Annotated in this window: 20 protein-coding genes; 9 read left to right on the top strand and 11 right to left on the bottom strand. The window is 72.5% G+C overall.

The features are described 5' to 3' along the window. Window positions 1-143 precede the first annotated feature (143 nt). Entirely contained in the window at window positions 144-749 is a 606-nt protein-coding gene (locus ACLQ2R_RS31400; RefSeq protein WP_425964741.1) for a response regulator transcription factor, read from the top strand. Window positions 750-819: 70 nt separating this feature from the next. Here the strand turns inward: ACLQ2R_RS31400 and ACLQ2R_RS31395 are convergent, their stop codons facing one another. Next, entirely contained in the window at window positions 820-1935 is a 1116-nt protein-coding gene (locus ACLQ2R_RS31395) for a PP2C family protein-serine/threonine phosphatase (RefSeq protein ID WP_425964739.1), read from the bottom strand. A gap of 117 nt (window positions 1936-2052) precedes the next feature. Between ACLQ2R_RS31395 and ACLQ2R_RS31390 the strand changes: the two genes are divergently transcribed. Then, the gene (locus tag ACLQ2R_RS31390; RefSeq protein ID WP_425964737.1) at window positions 2053-3276 is read left to right on the top strand and encodes a GNAT family N-acetyltransferase; all 1224 of its coding nucleotides are present in this window, start codon (window positions 2053-2055) and stop codon (window positions 3274-3276) included. A gap of 122 nt (window positions 3277-3398) precedes the next feature. Then, window positions 3399-3611 (top strand): hypothetical protein, encoded by a 213-nt coding sequence (locus tag ACLQ2R_RS31385; protein ID WP_425964735.1) that lies wholly within the window; start codon window positions 3399-3401, stop codon window positions 3609-3611. Between the two features lie 135 nt (window positions 3612-3746). Here ACLQ2R_RS31385 and ACLQ2R_RS31380 read toward each other — a convergent pair whose 3' ends face one another. Next, window positions 3747-4214 carry a ribose-5-phosphate isomerase gene (locus ACLQ2R_RS31380; protein WP_425964733.1) on the bottom strand — a complete coding sequence of 156 codons (468 nt, stop codon included), beginning with the start codon at window positions 4212-4214 and terminating at the stop codon, window positions 3747-3749. A 115-nt stretch (window positions 4215-4329) separates the two neighbouring features. On the opposite strand from ACLQ2R_RS31380, the gene def reads away from it, so the two are divergent. Further along, window positions 4330-4818 (top strand): peptide deformylase, encoded by a 489-nt coding sequence (gene def, locus ACLQ2R_RS31375; RefSeq protein ID WP_425964731.1) that lies wholly within the window; start codon window positions 4330-4332, stop codon window positions 4816-4818. Between the two features lie 159 nt (window positions 4819-4977). Here def and ACLQ2R_RS31370 read toward each other — a convergent pair whose 3' ends face one another. Further along, a complete protein-coding gene (locus ACLQ2R_RS31370; RefSeq protein WP_425964729.1) occupies window positions 4978-6387 on the bottom strand; it encodes an aldehyde dehydrogenase family protein in 1410 nt (469 codons plus the stop codon). A 223-nt stretch (window positions 6388-6610) separates the two neighbouring features. After that, the gene (locus ACLQ2R_RS31365; RefSeq protein WP_425964727.1) at window positions 6611-7228 is read right to left on the bottom strand and encodes a disulfide bond formation protein DsbA; all 618 of its coding nucleotides are present in this window, start codon (window positions 7226-7228) and stop codon (window positions 6611-6613) included. A 220-nt stretch (window positions 7229-7448) separates the two neighbouring features. Here ACLQ2R_RS31365 and pepN point away from each other — a divergent pair, with 220 nt between their 5' ends. Further along, a complete protein-coding gene (gene pepN / locus ACLQ2R_RS31360; RefSeq protein WP_425964725.1) occupies window positions 7449-10016 on the top strand; it encodes an aminopeptidase N in 2568 nt (855 codons plus the stop codon). A 172-nt stretch (window positions 10017-10188) separates the two neighbouring features. Continuing rightward, window positions 10189-11151 carry a hypothetical protein gene (locus ACLQ2R_RS31355; protein ID WP_425964723.1) on the top strand — a complete coding sequence of 321 codons (963 nt, stop codon included), beginning with the start codon at window positions 10189-10191 and terminating at the stop codon, window positions 11149-11151. Window positions 11152-11260: 109 nt separating this feature from the next. Here ACLQ2R_RS31355 and ACLQ2R_RS31350 read toward each other — a convergent pair whose 3' ends face one another. The 4 genes from ACLQ2R_RS31350 to ACLQ2R_RS31335 form a co-directional block, all read right to left on the bottom strand. Further along, entirely contained in the window at window positions 11261-11842 is a 582-nt protein-coding gene (locus tag ACLQ2R_RS31350; RefSeq protein ID WP_425964722.1) for a hypothetical protein, read from the bottom strand. 665 nt (window positions 11843-12507) lie between these two features. Next, the gene (locus tag ACLQ2R_RS31345; RefSeq protein WP_425964720.1) at window positions 12508-12870 is read right to left on the bottom strand and encodes a DUF5130 family protein; all 363 of its coding nucleotides are present in this window, start codon (window positions 12868-12870) and stop codon (window positions 12508-12510) included. A gap of 174 nt (window positions 12871-13044) precedes the next feature. Next, entirely contained in the window at window positions 13045-13344 is a 300-nt protein-coding gene (locus ACLQ2R_RS31340) for a hypothetical protein (RefSeq protein WP_425964718.1), read from the bottom strand. Window positions 13345-13382: 38 nt separating this feature from the next. Continuing rightward, window positions 13383-14804 (bottom strand): amidase, encoded by a 1422-nt coding sequence (locus tag ACLQ2R_RS31335; protein WP_425964716.1) that lies wholly within the window; start codon window positions 14802-14804, stop codon window positions 13383-13385. A gap of 153 nt (window positions 14805-14957) precedes the next feature. Here ACLQ2R_RS31335 and ACLQ2R_RS31330 point away from each other — a divergent pair, with 153 nt between their 5' ends. The 3 genes from ACLQ2R_RS31330 to ACLQ2R_RS31320 all read left to right on the top strand — a co-directional run bounded on the left by ACLQ2R_RS31330 (window position 14958) and on the right by ACLQ2R_RS31320 (window position 18496). Continuing rightward, entirely contained in the window at window positions 14958-15782 is an 825-nt protein-coding gene (locus ACLQ2R_RS31330; RefSeq protein WP_425964714.1) for a nuclease-related domain-containing protein, read from the top strand. A 236-nt stretch (window positions 15783-16018) separates the two neighbouring features. After that, window positions 16019-17857, top strand: a complete 1839-nt coding sequence (gene ilvD, locus ACLQ2R_RS31325) for a dihydroxy-acid dehydratase (protein WP_425964712.1) — start codon at window positions 16019-16021, stop codon at window positions 17855-17857. A gap of 135 nt (window positions 17858-17992) precedes the next feature. Continuing rightward, the gene (locus ACLQ2R_RS31320) at window positions 17993-18496 is read left to right on the top strand and encodes a helix-turn-helix transcriptional regulator (protein WP_425964710.1); all 504 of its coding nucleotides are present in this window, start codon (window positions 17993-17995) and stop codon (window positions 18494-18496) included. 57 nt (window positions 18497-18553) lie between these two features. On the opposite strand, the gene ACLQ2R_RS31315 is transcribed toward ACLQ2R_RS31320, so the two are convergent. From ACLQ2R_RS31315 to ACLQ2R_RS31305, 3 genes are all read right to left on the bottom strand, one after another. Continuing rightward, window positions 18554-18778 (bottom strand): FmdB family zinc ribbon protein, encoded by a 225-nt coding sequence (locus tag ACLQ2R_RS31315; RefSeq protein WP_425964708.1) that lies wholly within the window; start codon window positions 18776-18778, stop codon window positions 18554-18556. Window positions 18779-18811: 33 nt separating this feature from the next. Next, on the bottom strand, window positions 18812-19633 hold the full coding sequence (locus ACLQ2R_RS31310) for a GNAT family N-acetyltransferase (RefSeq protein ID WP_425964706.1): 822 nt from the start codon (window positions 19631-19633) through the stop codon (window positions 18812-18814). A gap of 232 nt (window positions 19634-19865) precedes the next feature. Then, window positions 19866-20375 carry an HNH endonuclease gene (locus ACLQ2R_RS31305; RefSeq protein WP_386241140.1) on the bottom strand — a complete coding sequence of 170 codons (510 nt, stop codon included), beginning with the start codon at window positions 20373-20375 and terminating at the stop codon, window positions 19866-19868. Window positions 20376-20617: the final 242 nt, after the last annotated feature.

Genomic DNA, 20617 nt, shown 5'->3' with positions numbered 1-20617 from the left:
TCCGCACGCGTCTCCGGCGGCCCGGCGTTCCCCGCCGATCCGGTAGGCGCCTTTACCGATCGCGTACCCCCCGTTTACAATGAGCGATCGCACGATCACTCTTCGACGGGGTGAGGCGGTGGCGAGGAGGAGAGAGGAGCGTCTTGATCGGGATTCTGGTCGCCGAACACCTGCCGCTGGTACGGCGCGGGCTGGTGGCGTCCCTGGAAGGTGAGACCGACATGAAGGTGGTGGCCGAGGTGGCCACCGGCGAGGAGGTTCCCCCGGCCGTCCTGCGGCACTCCCCCGAGGTCGCGGTCGTCGATCTCGCCCTGCCCGGGCTCGACGGTCTCGGTGTCGCGCTCCGGCTGCGCGAGGAGGCTCCCCGCTGCGGGGTCCTGCTGCTGTCGCACGATCCGAGCCCCGGCCAGGTCCGCCAGGCCTTCGCCGCCCACGCGCTCGGGTTCATGAGCCTGCGGTCGGGGCCCGAGCAGCTGGCCGGCGGTGTCCGCCTGGTCGCGTCCGGCCGCCGCGCCGTCGACTCCGAGCTCGCGGTGGCGGCCCTGAGATCGGCGGACAACCCGCTGACCCCCCGGGAGCTGGACGTGCTCCGGCTGGTCGCCCGGGGCGCGAAGTCGGACGAGATCGCCGACGAGCTGTTCCTCTCCGTGGGAACGGTCCGAAATCACCTGTCCCGGATCATCTGCAAGACGCAGGCGCGCAACCGGCTCGACGCCGTGCGCATCGCCGGCCACTCCGGGTGGCTCTGACCGCCACCGGAGCCTTCCGGGATCGCGCGGGGTGAAGGTATCGCGCGGGGGTGAAGGGATCGCGCGGGGATCAGGGGCGCCAGATGAGGACGAGGGCGCAGTCGTCGTTGTGGCCCGCGGACATGGAGGCCACCAGGCTGCGGGCGCCGTCGCGGAAGCCGGTGGGCACCAGGCGCTCGGCCTCTCCCAGCAGGCGGTCCAGGCCGGCGTCGATGTCGCGGCCCGGCTGCTCGATCAGCCCGTCGGTGTAGAGCATGAGGGCGTCGCCCTTGCGGAGCATCCCCCGGTCGGCCTCGCAGTGCAGGTCGGGCACGACGCCGAGGACGACGCCCTTGGCCGGGGAGACCCTCCAGGTGCCGGTGCCCGCCTCGAACTTGACCACCGGGGGGTGACCGGCCGAGGTGATGACGTACTCGCCCGTCGCCAGGTTCAGCCGGAGGTGGACCGCGGTGACGAAGCCCTCGGCCTCGCGCTGGCGGTGCAGGTAGGCGTTGCACGCGGGCAGGAAGTCGTCGACCGCGCCGAGCAGGCCGCCGAAGGTGCCCGAGAGCATCAGCGCCCGGGTGCCGGCGTCGACGCCCTTGCCCGACACGTCGACCAGGGCGAGATCGACCGTGTCGCCCTCGCGGATGGACACCAGGAAGTCCCCGCCGAAGGAGGAGCCCCCGGCCTGCTTGAGCACCACCTTGGAGCCCCAGTCCTTGGGCAGGTGCGGCAGGTCGCCCTGGCTTTTGAGACGATCGCGCAGCTCCAGCAGCATCGCGTCGCCGCGCAGGCCCTGCACGCCGAGCTTGCCGCGGGTACGGGCCATCAGCGCGGCCAGCACGGCGGTGAAGCCGAAGGTGGCCAGCAGGCCGGGGCCGATGTGGCCGACCCCCCGTACGACCGCCACGTAGACGAGGGCGGCGGCGACCGCGACGAGCAGCTTGGCGAGGCTGTTCAGGCGGAGCTGGAGTCCCGCCACGAGCGTGATCGGGATCATGAGGGCCGGGGAGAACCACTCCATGGAGACCCTGGCGGCCAGGACGCCGACCAGCAGCGTCAGGAGCGTCAGGGTGACGAGCAGGTTGCGGTCGCGCGCCAGCGGCCCCCTGCGCAGCAGGCGCACGATGGGGACGAGAAGCGGGATGCGGACCAGGAACGCGCGGAGCGCCGGAGGGAGCAGCGGCACCGGACGGGAACTCATGATGCGCCTGACTGTATCCGGCCCTCTCCCCTTTGGGCAGCCCACTTGACCAATGTCTTGATCATTAAGCATGGATATTAGATGGCCGGAACCGTTTGTCCTCTCTACGATCCGAGGATGCCCCTGAGCCTGCGTCCGGTCACCGAGACCGAGTTCCCCACCTGGATCGCCTTGGACGAGGAGGCGTTCGGTACCCCCATCCCGCCGCACCGCGTGGAGCTGTCCCGGCGCAACACCGAGTTCGACCGCTCGCTCGGCGCCTTCGACGGCGACCTGCTGGTGGGCGTCACGACGGTCTGCAGCTTCACCATGACCGTGCCGGGCGGGCCGATCCCGGTCGGCGGCGTCACCGCGGTCGGCGTGCTGCCCTCGCACCGCCGCGGGGGCGTGCTGACGGCGCTGATGACCCGTCAGCTCGCCGACCTGCGCGAGGGCGGCGAGGCGGTCGCCGCGCTGTACGCGTCCGAGGCCGTGATCTACGGGCGGTACGGCTACGGCAGGGCCGCCGACAGCCTGAACGTCCGGATCCCCACCGCGGGCGCGGCCTTCGCCCCGCACGCCCCGTCCGATCCCGCGCTGCGCCCGCGCCTGGTGCGGCCCGCGGACGCCAGGGACGTGTTCGAGACGATCCACGCGGCCGCGCTCGCCACCAGGCCTGGCCTGTACGCCCGCACCCCCGCGCGCTGGGACACCCTGCTGAGCGACGAGGAGTCCGACCGGACCAGCGGGGCGCTGCGCGCCGTGGTCGTCGAGGACGGCGAGGGTCCGCGCGGGTACGCGCTGTTCCGGATCAAGGCCGGTTGGGACGAGCACGACCTCCCCAGCGGGGAGCTCCACCTGCGGGATCTGTTCGGTCTCGATCCGGCCGCCCACGCGCTGCTGTGGCGGCACGTCCTGGATCGCGACCTGGTCGCGCACGTCAGCGCGAACCTGCCCGCCGACGATCCGCTGATCCACCTGCTGGCCGATCCCCGCGCGCTGCGCGCGCGCTGGAACGACGAGCTGTGGATCCGCGTCGTGGACGTCGGGCGTGCCCTGCCCGCCCGCCGCTACGGCGCGCCGGTGGACGTGACGATCGAGGTCGAGGACGCGACGTGCCCGTGGAACGCGGGCCGCTGGCGGCTGACGGCGGACACCTCGGGTGCCCGCTGCGTGCCCTGCGACGACCCGGCCGACCTGGTCCTGCCCGTCTCCGCGCTGGGCGCCGCCTACCTGGGCGGGCGCCCGCTGGAGGCGCTGCGGGCGGCGGGGCTGGCGCGCGAGTCGCGTCCGGGGGCGCTGCGCGAGCTGTCCGCCGCCATGTCGTGGGAACCGGCACCCTGGGGCGGCCTGGTCTTCTGAGCCCGCCCCGCCCCGCCCGTCCCGCCCCGCCCGCACCGCCCTGGCCGCCTCGCCCGCCCTGTTCGTCCCGCTCGTCCTCGCCGGGACGGGACGAACGGGACGGGGCGGGTTATGGTGGCGGCATGGCACTGCAGAGCTTGCAGATCAACACGATCACCGCCATGCGGGCGCGGGACGTGTCGCGCCCGACGCGGGAGCAGCAGGAGGGCGCGGACCGCCGCCCCCTGCGCGACGAGGCCCCCCGCAAGGACCCCGTACGCAAGGAACCTCCGCGCAGGGAGCCCCCGCGCAAGGAATCTCCGCGCCGCGATTCCTCACACCGCGACCACCACTGACCCGCGCCCCTCCCGCCGGCCCCCGCGCGACACGGGACGACACGGCCTCGGAGGTCGTGGCACGGGGCGCCGTGACGTGGGCTGCCGTGACACGGGACGCCGTGGCGCGAGGCGCCGGGACGCGGGACAGGACGCCTAGGGCAGCGGCGGCAGCAGCCCGTCGGTCTCGTAGGAGGCGAGCTGCGCGATCCGGCGGCTGTGCCGCTCGGCCCCGGAGTAGGCGGTGTCCAGGAAGACCCCGACGAAGGCGGCCGCCTCCTGCGGCGTGTGCATCCGCGCGCCCAGGCTGATCACGTTGGCGTCGTTGTGCTCGCGGGCGAGCCTGGCGGTCTCCTCGCTCCAGGCCAGCGCGGCGCGGACGCCGCGTACCTTGTTGGCGGCGATCTGCTCGCCGTTGCCCGAGCCGCCGATCACGACGCCCAGGCTGCCCGGGTCACCCACGACCCCCTCGGCCGCGCGCAGCACGAACGTAGGGTAGTCGTCCTCGGCGTCGTAGACCGAGGGACCGCAGTCCGTGACCTCGTGGCCGTGCTCCTTCAGCCAGGAGACGATGTGGTTCTTGAGCTCATAGCCGGCATGGTCGGCACCGATGTAGACGCGCACCGGGACAGTTTTGCAGGTACACGGGGGCGGCTCCACCCGGCCCCGGCTAAAGTAACGGTCACAAAGCTTGCCCACCCCTTACGCCTGCGCACCCCTCACAAGAGAGAGCCCCCACATGCGTGACATCCGAGTCGTCGGAGACCCCGTCCTGCGCACTCCCGCCGAGCCGGTCGCCGACTTCGACCGCGACCTGCGCCGCATGATCGACGAGATGTTCGAGGTGATGTACGCCGCGCGGGGCGTCGGTCTGGCCGGGCCGCAGATCGGTGTGTCGAGGCGGATCTTCGTCTACGACTGCAGCAGCCGCAAGGGGCACGTGATCAACCCCGAGCTGACCGTGGACGACGACACCGAGGTCCTCGACGAGGAGGGCTGCCTGTCGGTGCCCGACCGCGAGACCCGCGTTCCGATCTACGCCCGGACGCCGCGGGCCGCCGGGGTGACCGTGCGGGGCATGGACCGGCTGGGACGGCCGATCCGGATCAGGGCCAGGGGGATGCTGGCGCGCTGCTTCCAGCACGAGACCGACCACCTCGACGGCAGGCTGTACGTGGACCGCCTGGCCAGGGACGCCGCCAGGCAGGTCCTGCTCCAGGCCCCCTGACCCCCTGCCCGCCCGGCCCCCTGCCCTCCCGGCCCCCTGGGCCCCCGGGCCCCTTCGTCTCCGCCCGCCGGGTCCCGACGATCCCGCGACCGGCGGGCACGAGCGTCCGGGACGGCGCGGACCGGGTGCCCGGGCGGGCGCCGGACCCGGCCGCCGGCCTCAGAGCTGGACGGCCTTGATCTCCAGGTACTCCTCCAGCCCGAACTCGCCGAGCTCGCGGCCGAGGCCGGACTGCTTGTACCCGCCGAAGGGGGCACGGGGGTTGAACTGGCCTCCGTTGACCGCCACCTGGCCGGTGCGCAGCCGTCGCGCGACCTCGACCGCGCGCTGCTCGTCGCCCGCCCACACCGCCCCGGCCAGGCCGTACGGCGTGCCGTTGGCGATGGCGACCGCCTCGTCCTCGCCCCGGCTGTAGGGGATGATCGCCAGGACCGGGCCGAAGATCTCCTCCTGCTCGATGGCCATCCCGGGCTCCACCCCGGCGAACACCGTGGGCTCGACGTAGAAGCCGCGCTCCAGGGGCCGGTCGGCGCCTCCGGTGACCAGCCGGGCGCCCTCCTCCTGGCCCCGGTTGATGTAGCGGACGACCCTGTCGCGCTGCGCGGCCGACACCAGCGGGCCGAGCCTGGTCGCCTCGTCGAAGGGGTCCCCGACGGTGTACTTCCGCGCGGCCTCGACCGCGAGCCGGACGGCCTCGTCGTACCGGTCGCGATGAACGATCATGCGGGTCCAGGCCGAGCAGGTCTGGCCGGAGTTGAGGAAGGCGTTGGCCACCGTCACCTTGGTGGCCGCGCCCAGGTCGGCGTCCGGCAGGATCACGCTGGCGGACTTGCCGCCGAGCTCCAGCGCCACCCGTTTGATCGTCTCGGCGGCGAGCGCGGCGACCCGCCTCCCGGCCGCGGTGGAGCCGGTGAACGACACCATGTCCACGCCGGGGTGGGCGACAAGCGCCTCGCCCACCCGGGGCCCGTACCCGCTGATCATGTTGAAGACGCCGGCGGGCAGGCCGACCTCGTCGAGGACGCCGGCGAGGGCGTAGGCGGCCAGCGGCGCCACCTCGCTGGGCTTCAGCACGACCGTGCAGCCGGCGGCGAGCGCGGCGCCCACCTTGCAGACGATCTGGTGCAGGGGGTAGTTCCACGGGGTGATGGCGGCGACCACCCCGACCGGTTCCCTGAAGATGCGGGAGTTGCCGACCTGCCCGCCCTCGAAGTCGTAGGTCTCGGCCAGCTGGGCGTAGGAGGCCAGCACCCCGGCCGGCATCAGCGTCTGCACCCTCATCGCCACGCCGTACGGCGCGCCCATGTCCGTGGCGATGATCCTGGCGATCTGGTCGGAGCGTTCCCGGATCAGCTCGGCCGCCGCGGCGAGGATCTTGCCGCGCTCGGCGGCGGGCGTCCGCGACCAGGAGGGCAGGGCCGCGCGGGCGGCGGCCACGGCCGCCTCGACGTCGGCGGGCGCTCCGGCGGGCACCGTGTCGAGCAGTTCCTCGGTGGCGGGGTTGACGACGTCGATGCCCTCGTTCGACGCGGACGGCCGCCAGGCCCCGTTCAGGTAAAGGTGACGCATTCCCTCATCCTGACGTGCGTGCCGCCATTATGCGAGGGTGTGACGGCCCGGCCGGGAACGCGTCGGCCCCGAAGGGGCATCGCCGTACGGGAGCACGACCCGCCGCGCGGGACGCGATCCCGGGCGTTCTCGCGGGAGCGGCCCGCCGTCACGGGGACGGCGGACCGCTGAGACGTCCCGGGCGCGGACCGGGTGCGGACCGGGTGCGGACCGGGTGCGGGGATCAGTCGAAGATCGGGGACCGTGTCCGGGAGCGCTTGAGCTCGAAGAACCCGTCGGTGCCCGCCACCAGCAGCACCCCGTCCCAGAGCCTGCCGGCCTCCTCGCCCTTGGGCGCCGGCGAGATGACCGGGCCGAAGAAGGAGACGCCCTCGACCGAGATCACCGGGGTGCCGACCTCCTGGCCGACCCGGTCGATGCCGTCGGCGTGCGAGGCGCGGACGACCTCGTCGAACTCGGTGGAGTCCATCGCGTCGGCGAACCCGCGGTCCAGACCGGCGGCCTCCAGCGCCTCCTCGACGGTCTCGCGGAGGGTGTCGGTCCCCTTCCTGTTCTGGTTGTGAAAACGGACGCCCAGCTCGGTGTAGAGGCGGCCGACCGTCTCGGTGTCGTACTTCGCCTGAACGGCGGCCACCACCCGGACCGGTCCCATCGCGTCGGCGATCTGCGTGCGATAGCTCTCCGGGACGTCCTTGTCCTCGTTCAGCACGGTGAGGCTCATGATGTGCCAGCGCGGCTCGATGGACCGCACCTTCTCCACCTCCACCAGCCAGCGGGAGGTCATCCACGCCCAGGGGCAGAAGGGGTCGAACCAAAGATCCACCGGGGTTCGCTCTGTCATGTTCTCCGACTTCCTGATAGTGAGGTCTGTCGTTGGCCACAACCGGAACGACGGAGTTCCCTATTCCGTGCACGGATTAATACCTTGACCGAGACCTTTGTTCTCAAATTTGGGTACCAGTCCACACGTTGATCCGAAGCGGCGTTCCACGGCCTTACATGGCAGGATTCAGGTCACCCCTTAGCAATGGAGCGGGGGAAGTTGTGAAGAGGGAGCGGTAGTGGCAGGCAATCTGACCCGTGACGAGGCGCGCGAGCGCGCACGGCTGCTCAGCGTCCAGTCCTATGCGGTGGAGCTCGACCTGACCGAGGGTGAGGAGCGCTTCGAGAGCGTCACCACGGTCCGCTTCACCAGCACCCGGCCGGGTGCGGGGACGTTCATCGACCTGGCGGGCGCGAAGGTGCGCAGGGCCGTGCTGAACGGTACCGAACTGGACGTGAGCGGCTACGACCCGGAGACGGGGCGGCTGCCCCTGACCGGGCTGGCCGAGACCAACGAACTGCTCGTGGACGCCGACTGCTCGTACACGCGAACCGGTGAGGGCCTGCACCGCTTCGTCGACCCGGTCGACAAGAGCGTCTACCTGCACAGCCAGTTCGAGACGGCCGACGCGCACCGGATGTACGCGTGCTTCGACCAGCCCGACCTCAAGGCCACCTTCGAGCTGAGCGTGCTCGCGCCGTCGGACTGGGAGGTCATCTCCAACGCGGCGCCCGGCCCGGCCGAGGACCTGCCCGAGCACCGGGGCAGGCACGGCGCGCTCCAGGCGTCCAGGCGCTGGCACTTCCCGCCCACCCCGGTGATGTCGACGTACATCACCGCGCTGTGCGCCGGGCCGTACCACCGGGTGACCTCCGAGCACGACGGCATCCCGCTGGGCCTGTACTGCCGGGCCTCGCTGGCCGAGCACCTCGACGCGGAGAACATCTTCGAGGTGACCCGGCAGGGCTTCGACTTCTTCCACCGGATCTTCGGCGTCCGCTACCCGTTCGGCAAGTACGACCAGCTCTTCGTCCCCGAGTTCAACGCCGGGGCGATGGAGAACGCGGGCTGCGTGACCTTCCTGGAGAACTACATCTTCCGCTCGCGCGTCACGGACGCGGTGATCGAGCGCCGCGCCGAGACGATCCTGCACGAGATGGCGCACATGTGGTTCGGTGACCTGGTCACCATGCGCTGGTGGGACGACCTGTGGCTGAACGAGTCGTTCGCCACCTACGCCTCGGTGCTCTGCCAGGCCGAGGCCACCCGGTGGGGCCAGGGGGCGTGGACGACCTTCGCCAACGTGGAGAAGTCCTGGGCCTACCGCCAGGACCAGCTCCCCTCCACGCACCCGATCGCGGCCGACATCGTCGACATGCACGCGGTCGAGGTCAACTTCGACGGGATCACCTACGCCAAGGGCGCCTCGGTCCTCAAGCAGCTCGTCGCCTACGTGGGCCTGGAGAACTTCCTGGCCGGGGTCCGCGCCTACTTCAACGAGCACGCCTGGGGCAACACCACGCTCGCCGACCTGCTGGGCGCGCTGGAGCACACCTCCGGGCGCGACCTGTCCTCCTGGTCGAAGGAGTGGCTGGAGACCTCCTGGGTCAACACGCTGCGCCCGTCGTTCACCACCGACCCCGAGGGCCGCTTCCTGGAGTTCGACGTGCTCCAGGAGGCACCCGCCGAGCACCCGACGCTGCGCTCGCACCGCGTCGCCGTCGGCCTGTACGCGCTCAGCGGCGGCGAGCTGGTCCGGGTGCGGCGGGTGGAGCTGGACGTGTCCGGGGCGCGCACGGCCGTGACCGAGCTGGTCGGCGAGGTCCAGCCGGACCTGATCCTGATCAACGACGACGACCTGACCTACGCCAAGGTCCGGCTGGACGAGCGTTCGCTGCAGACCCTGGTGAACGGCGGCATGACCGCGTTCACCGAGTCCCTGCCCCGCGCGCTGTGCTGGTCGGCCGCCTGGGACATGACCAGGGACGCCGAGATGTCCACCCGCGACTACCTCGCCCTGGTCGTCTCGGGGGTCAGGTCGATCACGGACATCACGGTCGCGCAGACCGTGCTCCGCCAGGTCCGCCTGGCCGTCCAGCAGTACGCGGACCCGGCCCGGCGCGCCGAGGGCATGGCGCTGCTGGCCTCCACGCTGCGCGACCTGGTCGTCTCGGCCGAGCCCGGCTCCGACGCGCAGCTCGCCTACCTGAACGCGCTGTCGGCCTCGGCCACCTCGGCCGACGACCTGGCGTTCCTCAGGGGGCTGCTGGACGGCGGGACCACGCTGGAGGGCCTGACCGTCGACGCCGACCTGCGCTGGACGCTGGTCGGCGCCCTGGTCTCCGGTGGCCTGCTCGGCGAGGAGGACATCGAGCGGGAGCTGCAGCGCGACCCCACCGCCACCGGTGAGCGCATGGCCGCGCTCTGCCGGGCCTCGATCCCGACACCCGAGGGCAAGGAGGCCGCCTGGTCCGCGATCGTGGAGGGCCGGCTCAGCGGCGCGGTGCTCCGCTCGACGATCATAGGATTCGTCGACCCGAACCACCCGGAGCTGCTGGAGCCGTACAAGGAGCGGTACTTCGCCGAGATCGGCAGGATCTGGAAGTCCTGGACCTCCGACAGCGCCCAGAGCTTCGCCAACGGCTGCTACCCGGCGCTGTCCCTCTCCCCGGAGACGGTCGCCAGGACGCAGGACTTCATCTCGGCCGAGGAGCCGCCGCACGCCCTGCGGCGGCTGCTGCTCGAAGGCGCCGACGGCATCGGACGCGCCCTGCGCGCCCAGGCCAAGGACGCCTCCCAGGCCTGACCCCGTACGGGCGGGGATCGGCCGGTCGGCCGCGGGCGGGTGACGCGGCCCCGGCGGGTCCCCGCCCGCGGCCGTCGGACGGGGCCGCGAACGAGGGACCGCCACGATCTCGCGTGTCCCTCCAGGTCCGGACAATGCTCCCGCCGTCCACGGGTCGTGAGAGGGTAATCCGGTGGAAACCGCCCGTGATCTGCTCATCTCCCTGGCCCGCCGGTACGCCTTCGGCGACGTGGGGGCCCTCGCCTCGGGTGTGGTGGGGGAGGCGGACGACATCGAGGTGACCTGCGAGTTCGCCCAGCGGCTGCTCTCCCTCGACGCCGAGGACTTCGCCGTCGAGGCGCGGGCCGTCCCGGGCGACCTGCGGCGGCGGGCACGGGCCTGCACGATGCCGCAGACGCCCCGCGAGCAGCCCCGGGGCGCGCTGGAGTCGCTGCGGCCCGCGTACGAGCTGCTGCTGGAGGTCATCGCGATCCGCTGGCACCGCCGCGAGCTGAGCCCCATGGTCGCCGCCCTGCACATCGCCAGCGAGTACCTCCCGCTGCTGGCGTTCGAACCGGTGCTCGGCAGCGCCGGCGACCCGGCGCGCTGGCCGGAGGGTCTCACCGCGCCGGGCAGCAGGTTCGGGGTGATCGGCGACCGCGACTGCGACCACACCAAGCCCGAGCAGTCGGCCGTCAACCGCACCCTGCGCGTGGCGGGAGAGCCCGCCGAGGGCTGGCGCGCCTACTTCGACCGCCAGCACAGCCAGGTGGCCGGGGCGCTGGGGACCTGCGTGGCCGCGTGCCGCAAGCCCTGCACCGCGATGGACTGGGTGGACCCCGGTCTCCGGGAGGACCTCGCCCTGCGCTCCCGGGTGGCGCTGGCCTTCGCCGAGACGCCCCTGGTACGGCTGCGTCACGCCGCGCCGGTGGGGCACGGCTTCGGCGTCCCCTCCCCCGAGGAGGTCGTCGAGGCGTGGGAGCGCAGCCGGGTCGGGCTCGCCAAGAACGAGGTGGGCCAGGAGGCGTCCCGCGAGGACGGGTTCCCGCTGCCGGGGCTTCCCTCGCTGTTCTCCGCCGTCGCGAACGCCCCGGTCGTGCCGTCGACGCTGCTGACGGACATCAGCGACCACCTGGTGGGACTCCTGCGGCCCTGACGCCCCGGCCGGGCTCCCGCGGCCCCGCTCCGGCACGTCGGGGCCTTGAATTCGCCTGGGGTGTCGGGGCTTCAGAGCATCGGGGCCGGGAAGGGGTCGGCGACGCCGTTCACAGGGGGCGGCCGACGAACACCGACAGGACACAGCAGGCGAGGGAGAACCCCATCAGCAGGGCGCCCCGGCGGATGTAGCGCTGCTTGGCGTCCGCCAGGGCGTTGAGCCTCCGGATCTCCAGCACGAGCAGGTCGACCCGCGGCCCGGCACGGCGGCCGTCCGCCCCCTGCGGGGGTACGCCGGCCCGGAGCCCCCCGGCGTAGCCGCGCAGGTGGCAACGGCGCCTCTCCAGCACCCTGCCGGCCTGCGCGGCGATCGGCGGGCAGAGGGCGCCACCGAGCACGAGGAGACCGGTCAGCCACAGGAACATGCCCATCCACCAGAGCCACTCGATCTGGCTCGGCAGCTCACCGGGTCTCCAGTACCCCGTCGCCAACCCGGCGACGACGGCACCGATGGCCGCGCCGGTGGTGGCCAGCAGGACGGCCGCCGTCTCGTTCTCCCGGCGCACCCTGCGGCGGGCGTCCGCGAGCGCCTCCCGGATGTGGTCGAGGAGCATGTCGGGCCGCCCCGCCGCGTCCTCGTCCTCTCTCCCGGGGGCGACGAGACGGATCGATCCGGTGAGACCGTCGAACACGACACGACCACCGGAACCGGCCCGTTCACCGGGACCGGCGGGACCGGTCGTCCCTCGGGGACCGGTCGGCCCGCCGGGGCTCGCGAGGCCTTTCGGTGCCGGGGATTCCGCACCCGCGGACGACCCCGTGTGCCCCGCGCGCGGAAGCGTGCCCGTGGCCCCCGCGTGCGAGGGCACGCTCACGGGACCCGTTCCGGCGGACGGGCCCGTGGATCTCGTACGAGCCGGTGAGCCCGCGGACCCCGCGCGGACAGGCACGCCTGTGGAGGCCGTGGAGCCCGTGGACCCCGCACGGGCGGGCGAGCCCGCAGACCCCGTACGGGCAGGTGAGCCCATGAGGTCGGCCGCTCCGGCCGGGTCGGTGAAACCTGCCGTCGGCGTGTCCCACATGATCCTCAGCACGAGGCGATTATCCGGGAAAATCATTCTTCTCCGGTACGAAATGGCTAGCGGAGGGCGGAGCCGTCCTCACCACCGACGATCTTCCGCACCGCGCGCTCCTCCCCACGGAGCTGATCATTCGTGCCGCGCGGCCCTCCCTGCCGAGCGATCAGCCGTGACGCGTGACCTTCCCCACCGAGCGATCAGCCGCGCCGCGCGGCGCCGGAGCGCCTCACGCGCGAACGGCCCCCGCGGGAACGGCCCGCGTCGCGCGTCCCGTGCGATCAGCCGTGCCGCGCGGCCCGGTCGGCGAGCAGCAGGACCCCGGTGACCAGCCCGCCCACCAGGTCCCCCAGGCCGAGGACCGCGGCCATGGCCGCCGCGGCCGACCGGCACTCGGCGTCGGGCAGCCACCGCCCGGCGAGAGGTCCGGTGACGATCTCCAGTGCCCGGGCCCGCTGGTCCACGAAGACGAGGACGGCCCGGTCGGCCTCCTCCCCCAGCGCGGCGTGCAGCCGCTCGCAGAAGTGCCTGCGCGGGCCGATCGCGGGCCCGAGGTAGGCGGCGAAGCGCAGCCCCGTACGCCGCTCGGCGGCACGCAGGGCCCCGCGCACGTCGTCGCCCTGCGTCGAGGTCAGTGCCTGCATCCCCGTCCCACCCCGTCTCGCCTCACCCGACCCGCCCGGCTCCCACGGGAGCCCACCGGCACCTCACGACGCCTCACGACGCCTCACGACGCCTCACGACGCCTCACGGCATCCCGTGGCACCCTCGCGCGCTCCCCGGGGACCTCACGACCCCTCACGACCCCTCACGGCGCCTCACCAGGTCGCCGACGCCCCACCGGTGTGCCGTCCGGGCTCCGAGGTCTCCGCGAGCGCGACCCAGTCGGTCTCGGGCGCGACGCGGCCGGCGGGGCGTCTGCTGGTCAGCACCAGCACCGAGTCGGTGACACCGCGCTCGCTGCCGTGCGGGCCGCCCAGCCAGACGGCGCTCGCCGAGGTGCCCCTGGCGGCCCTGTCGCGCATTCTGCCGGGCATCGTCACGAGCAGGGTGATGAGCAGGAACAGGCCGCCGGAGACTCCGGCCAGGAAACCGCAGACCTCGATCGCGCTGTCCACATCTCAAAAGTAACCCCGCGCCGACGATCAGTCGAGGGTCACCACGCGGCGGGCCTGCGCTCCCCCCAGAAACCGCCGCGCGCGGCCTCGATCTGCGACGACACCGAGATCAGGGTGCCCTCGTCGCCGAACCGCCCGGCCAGCATCACGCCGATCGGCAGCCCGTCGGGGCTCCAGTGCAGCGGCAGACTGACCGCGGGCTGGCCGCTGACGTTGTACATGGCGGGGAAGGCGGCGAACCGCTTCATCCGCTCGAAGGTCTCCTCGGGGCCGTCGACGTCCTCGAACCAGCCCACCGGCCGGGGCGGCAGGGTCACGGTCGGGGTGAGCACCGCGTCGTAGGGGTCGGTGGCCAGCAGGCCGAACCGGGTGGCGAGCTGCAGGGCCGACTGGGCCTGCAGGAAGTCCGGGGCGGGGGTGGCGAAGCCGCGCTCGCGCAACCAGGCGGTGAGCGGCCGGAGCCTGTCCTGCCTGTCCATGGCCACCGGGTGCATGCAGGAGAACGCGTACCAGAGCGTCACGAACTGCGGCACGATCTCCGGCCCGAACGGCGGGGCGATGTCGACCACCTCGTGCCCGAGCGCGGCCAGTTCCGCCGAGGCGTGCTCGTAGGCCGCGAGCACCTCGGGGTGCACGACGGTGCCGGGCACCGGCGGTTCGGCGTAGCGGGCGATCCGCAGCCGGCCGGGGTCGCGGCCCACGTACGCGCTGAAGGAGCCCAGCCGCGGCGGGGGCGCGTGGTAGAGGTCGCCGGGGTTGTGGTGGGCCATCACGTCCAGCAGGGCGGCGGCGTCGGCGACGGTCCGGGTGATCGGGCCGTTGGTGGACAGGCCGGCCAGGTCGGGGACGACCGGCGCGGAGCTGATCCTGCCCCGGGTGGGCTTGAGCCCGAACAGGCCGCAGACGGAGGCGGGGATGCGGATCGAGCCCGCCCCGTCGCTGCCCTGCGCGGCCGGGGCCAGACCGGCGGCGACCGCGGCCGCCGCGCCGCCGCTGGACCCGCCCGCCGAGCGGGCCGGGTCCCACGGGGTGCGGCTGGGCGGGGAGAGCGGGGTCTCGGTGTAGCAGGGCAGGCCGAACTCGGGGGTCGCGGTCTTCCCGAGCATGATCGTGCCGGCGTCCCTGAGCCGCTCGACCAGGCTGTCGTCCACCGGCGCCACGAAACCCTCGTAGGTGGCGGAGCCGAAGTGGATCGGCACGCCCTTGACGAGGTTGAGGTCCTTGATCGGGATGGGGACCCCGGCCAGCGGCGAGGCGACCTCCCCGGCGAGCACCCGGGCCTCGGCCTTGTGCGCCTGCTCCAGGGCGAGCTCCGGCGTCACGGTCACGTAGGCGCCGATCCCCGCGTCCAGGCGGGAGATGCGGTCGAGGTAGTGCTCGGTGAGCTCGACGGGGGAGATCTCCCTGCGTTGCACGGCCGCGGCCTGCTCCAGGGCGTTAAGATCATGAATATGTGCCACGCCCTGCACAGTAGGACGCCGAGCCCGTGGTCAGCCAGAGCCGAAGCGCTCACGTACCCGGTTCACGGGGGAGTCAAGCCGAAGGCGACGGTCACAAAAGTATGAGATACGCAATACTAGGCACCCCCGAGGACGTCAGCTACCGTGAGTTACGTGGATTCCGGTCAGGTACCAGAGGACGGTAACACTACGTCACCGATTTGGGTCAGTGACCGACAGGCCGAGGAGCGGCCGGCGGCACGACCCGCCCCACCGGCGACGACGTACGCGCCGGTCGAGCGCGCCTCGCTGCGCGGTCTTCTCGATCACCCGAAGTACCGCCATCTGCGCAGGCGGGCCGCCATCGCGCTCGGTGTGGGCGTGCTCGCGGGCATCCTGCTGGCCAGCTGGCGGCTGGGCGTCACCGCCGCCGTGGTGGCCGCGATCGTGGACACCGTGCTGCGGGCCCGCTCCAACTCCTCCGTGCCCGCCTGGCGGCGCGCCTCGGTCGCGGAGCGGCGCACCGAGGTGCAGCTCAAGCGGCTGGAGCGCGGGGGTTACCGCACCCTGCACGCCCGCGCGATCCCCGGCAGCGAGGCCCAGATCGACCACCTGGTCGTGGGCCCCACCGGCGTGTACGCGGTCGACTCCGAGAAGTGGGACAAGCGGCTTCCGGTCCGCGTCCAGTCGCACCGCAAGCTGTTCCACGGGCCGTTCAACCAGAAGCCCCGCCTGGACGAGGCCCGCTGGGAGGCGTCCCAGGCGGGTGAGCTGATCGGCGCCGAGCTGGGCCGCGAGGTCACCATCGTCCCCTCCCTGGCGATCTACGGCCCGGCCATCCCGTGGAAGGTCCTCAACGTCCGCGAGGTGGACGTATTCGACGGCAGCCGTGTCCGTAAATGGATCACCAAGCGGGAACGCTCACTCACCGACGCCGAGATCGAGAATATCTACGAGGCCGCGGCGCGGGTTCTGCCCGCCCGATACCCGGAGAGCTGACCCGGCGACCGTCCGCACGGGCGTCGGCGCGGGTTCTCCCGGCATCGGGCCGCCGGAGGGACACCGTCCGGCACGGGTGTCCGCGCGGCTGTTCCCGGCACCGGGCCGCCGAGGAGACACCGCCCGCACGGGCCTGCGAGCCCGTGCCGGGCGTCTCGCGGCATGGACGGGCGTCTCACGCACCGGGCGGTGGCCGTACCATGCGTAGACACGGTCTCGACGATGGGAGCAGCCCCATGCCCGCCCTCAGGTCTCGTACGGTCACTCACGGCAGGAACATGGCCGGGGCCCGGGCTCTGCTCCGGGCGACCGGTGTGGCCGGGGAGGACTTCGGCAAACCGATCATCGCCGTGGCCAACAGCTTCACGCAGTTCGTGCCCGGGCACGTCCACCTCAGGGAGGTCGGCGACGTCGTCGCCGGGGCGATCCGCGAGGCCGGGGCGATCCCCCGCGAGTTCAACACGATCGCGGTCGACGACGGCATCGCCATGGGCCACGGCGGCATGCTCTACTCGCTGCCCAGCCGCGAGCTGATCGCCGACGCCGTCGAGTACATGGTCAACGCGCACTGCGCGGACGCGCTGATCTGCATCTCCAACTGCGACAAGATCACCCCGGGCATGCTGCTGGCCGCCTTCAGGCTCAACATCCCCACGGTGTTCGTCTCGGGCGGGCCGATGGAGGCGGGCAAGACCCCCAACGGCAAGCTCGACCTGATCGACCCGATGATCGCCGCCGCCGACGACTCCGTCTCCGACGCCGAACTGCTGGAGATGGAGGAGAACGCCTGCCCGACCTGCGGCTCGTGCAGCGGCATGTTCACCGCCAACTCGATGAACTGCCTGGCCGAGGCCATCGGTCTCGCGCTCCCGGGCAACGGCACGATCCTGGCCACGCACAAGGCGCGCCGCAAGCTGTTCGAGGACGCCGGGCGCACGCTCGTGGAGATCACCCGCCGCCACTACGAGCAGGACGACGAGACCGTCCTGCCGCGCGCCATCGCCACCAGGGACGCGTTCGAGAACGCCATGGCGCTGGATGTGGCGATGGGCGGCTCGACCAACACGATCCTGCACATCCTCGCCGCGGCCCGCGAGGCCGAGGTCGACTTCGGCCTCAAGGAGATCAACGAGATCTCGCTGCGGGTGCCCTGCCTGTGCAAGGTCGCGCCCGCCACCGCGAAGTACCACGTCGAGGACGTCCACCGCGCGGGCGGCATCCCGGCGATCCTGGGCGAGCTGGACCGGGCCGGGCTGCTGCACCGCGACGCCTACACCGTCAACGGCGGCACCCTGGGCGACTACCTCGACGACTGGGACGTGCGCTCGGAGCGGGTCCTGCCCGAAGCGCTTGAGCTCTGGCACGCGGCCCCGGGCAACGCCCGCACCGTCAAGCCGTTCTCCCAGGGGGCCCGCTGGGAGGACCTCGACCTCGACCGGGCCGAGGGCTGCGTGCGCGACTCCGAGCACGCCTACACCCGCGACGGCGGCCTGGCCGTCCTGTACGGCAACATCGCCACCGAGGGCTGCATCGTCAAGACCGCCGGCGTCGACGAGTCGATCTGGCGGTTCGAGGGGCCGGCCGTGGTGTTCGAGTCCCAGGACGACGCGGTCGAGGGCATCCTCGGCAACAAGGTCAAGGCCGGCGACGTGGTGGTGATCCGCTACGAGGGCCCCAAGGGCGGTCCCGGCATGCAGGAGATGCTCTACCCCACCTCGTTCCTCAAGGGCAGGGGGCTGGGCAAGGACTGCGCGCTGGTCACCGACGGCCGCTTCTCCGGCGGCACGAGCGGGCTGTCCATCGGCCACGCCTCCCCGGAGGCGGCCGAGGGGGGCACCATCGCCCTCGTCCAGGACGGCGACCTCGTCGCGATCGACATCCCGGGCCGCTCGATCGAGCTGAAGGTCTCCGCCGAGGAGCTGGCCGCCCGCCGGGAGAGGCTGCTGGCCGACCTCGGGGGCTACCGGCCGGTCGACCGCCGCCGTCAGGTGAGCGCCGCGCTGCAGGCGTACGCGGCACTGACCACCTCGGCCTCCACCGGCGCCTCGCGCGACCTGTCGCAGCTGTCCCGCTGACCCGGTCCCGCTGATACGGCGCCGGGGGTCACCCCTCCGGCGCCGTCCCTCTGACCTGGGCTTCCTGTCGGCGACAGATTCCTTACCCGACAGGAAGTTCGAAAAAATGTCGGTATCTGGACGTATCATCAGGGTATGGCAAATGTCGTGAAGCCCACCGTCTGCCCGCTGACGACCGCCGAGATCGCCGCCCTCGCCCTGTCCATGGCGCACCTGGGCTCGGGCCCGCAGGCCGATGCCGCCCGCAGCGGCCTGCGCCACGCCTTCCAGCACCTGGAGGTCGACGACGACGTCGTCGCGGCCACCCTGACGACCCTGATCGAGCCGCTGCCCGCGTCCGTGGCCGACCGTGCCCGGACGATCGCCAACGCCATCACCTCACGCATGGTCATCCGCCTGCACTACCGCGACGTCTCCGGGCGGATCACCGTCCGCGACGTCGACCCGGTGACGTGCATGGTCCACCGTGACCACTGGTATCTCGTCGGGATGTGCCGCATGCGCGGTGCGATCCGGGCGTTCCGGTTCGACCGGATCGTCGCCACCGAGCAGACCTTCGTGCCGGCGCGCCCGCACCGGGCCGACGGTTTCCTGCCCTTCCAGGGCAAGCGCGCCGAGCGCGCCAGGCACGCCGCCTAGATCCGGTCCCGGGCGGGGTTCGTCCCCGCCCGGTCCCGGACGCCTGCGGCGAGGCGGTCAGCCGCAGCACCCTCCACCGCAACATCCGCCGCCGCCCCCGGCGGGCCGGGGCGCGGCGGCGGACGAGGCCGCCGAACCGCCGGTCATCGCGACCGTGGAGAGCAGTTTCACGGTGTCGTCGTGACCTTCGGGGCACGGGGCGGGCTCGCCGGAGCGGGCCATGGGCCGGGAGACCTCGAAGCTGGATCCGCAGGCGCGGCATCGGAAGTCGTATCGGGGCATGACGACAAGCCTACCCAGGCTCGCCCGGCGCGTTCACGCGAAGGTGACGGTGGCGTGGTCGGCCACCGGCCGGTAGCCGATCTCCTGGTAGATCGAGTTGGACGTCGGGTTGGCCAGGTCGGTGAAGAGCAGCACCTCGTCGGCTCCCCCGGCCCTGGCCCGGACGCTCATCGCGTGCGAGAGCGCGGTCCCGTACCCCTTCCTCCGGAACCGCGGGGGCGTGTAGACCGGGCCGATCCGCGACATCCCGCCCAGCGGGCAGGACGCCCCGGCGAACGCGACCGGGCGGCCGTCCACCTCCCACAGGCCCAGCTCCAGCCTGGCGATCCGGCTGGACGTCAGCGGGGTCAGATCGGCGGGGGCGACGCCCTCGGCCTCGATCTGGAACTCCTCCCCCCAGCGGACCAGCAGGTCGAGGTCGCCGGGGCCCGCGACCCTGAAGACCCCCTCGGCGGCGGGATCGGGGAGGACGGGCGAGGAGAGCCGGTAGAGGCGCTCGGACCGGCGCCCGGCCTCGGGCCGCCACCAGCGGGCGCTGAACGCCTCGGCCAGCGCGAGCGACCCGCTCACGCCGGGGATCGCCCGTTCGTCCTCGATCAGGCAGGTGACGAGGTCCGGAACGGTCTCGATGGGGATGTCCGGGAGCAGGAGGAGACGCGGGGGCGTCTGCAGGGCGACCGCCACGACGCGGCCGTCCCGCTCCAGGCGGCCCAGCAGCGCGCCCTCGCTCCACAGTCCCATGCGCACCGCGCGCAGGACGGTGAGGACGACCGTGTTGCGCACCGGATCACGCAGCAGCCACGGCTCCGCGGCCTCGGAGAACGCCTCCACGTCGGAGGTGAATGTCCATGTCATCCGTCGATCGTCTCGATCCATGATCGTCGATGCCGGCGGGTATACGTCGCTCCACCGGTACCGTGCCGACCGAACGGGCACGACTCCGGACGGGCACGGCCCCGGACAGGCACGGAGGCCGGCGGGCACGAACCTGAGAGGTACGGGCCCGAGGAGCACGGCGACACCGCCGCGACGCGCTCGGGGCGCGACCGCGGCGGTATCGGCGGCATCGGCACCGCCGGCCGGGGCCTCAGGCGGCGCTCTCCTCCAGGTAGGGCGCCCACTGCGGGTCACCGACGATGTGCGCGCCGATCAGCCGCCAGTGGACGCCGCGTGGCACCACCGGGGCGACGCTGAGCGTCCACCCCAGTTCCTCCAGCATCCGGTCGGCCTTGCGGTGGTTGCACGTCGTACACGACGCCACGCAGTTCTCCCAGGTGTGGGGGCCGCCCCGGGAGCGGGGAATGACGTGGTCGATGGTCTCGGCCCGCTGGCCGCAGTAGGCGCACCGGTAGTCGTCCCGGCGCATCAGCGCGGTGCGGGTCAGCGGGATCCGCGACCGGTAGGGGATACGGACATATCTGCGAAGCCTGATCACCGAGGGGACGTCGAGCGTGCGGCTCGCCGAGCGGAACACGGCGCCCCGCCCGTCGCGGTGCACGACGTCGGCCTTCTCCCGCAGCACGAGCACGACGGCCCGGTGCAGCGAGAGGGTGGTCAGGGGTTCGTAGGTGGCGTTCAAGAGAAGGACCTGGCGCATCAGCGGGCCTCTCCCGCCGTGCGGCACGTCTGTTGAGGGGGCACGCCACTGCGCGCCCCGGCTGGCGGCCCCTCCTGGGGCCCGGGTGCTTCCGTCACGAGGACCTCCGCCGGACGGCCCAGCGGATGCTCACCACGGCACCGTCCTTCACCAAGTTTGGCTGCTGCATCGTGGTTCTCGCCACCCATAAATGACTGGAGAGACACCTGATACGTTTTATGCCCGCATTACCAGTTTTTAAC

Origin of the sequence: Streptosporangium sp. DT93 (assembly GCF_049844535.1) — a bacterium.
Classification (GTDB): Bacteria; Actinomycetota; Actinomycetes; order Streptosporangiales; family Streptosporangiaceae; genus Streptosporangium.
Note: the sequence above shows the minus strand (reverse complement) of the source record. Positions and strands in the feature narration are given on the sequence as shown.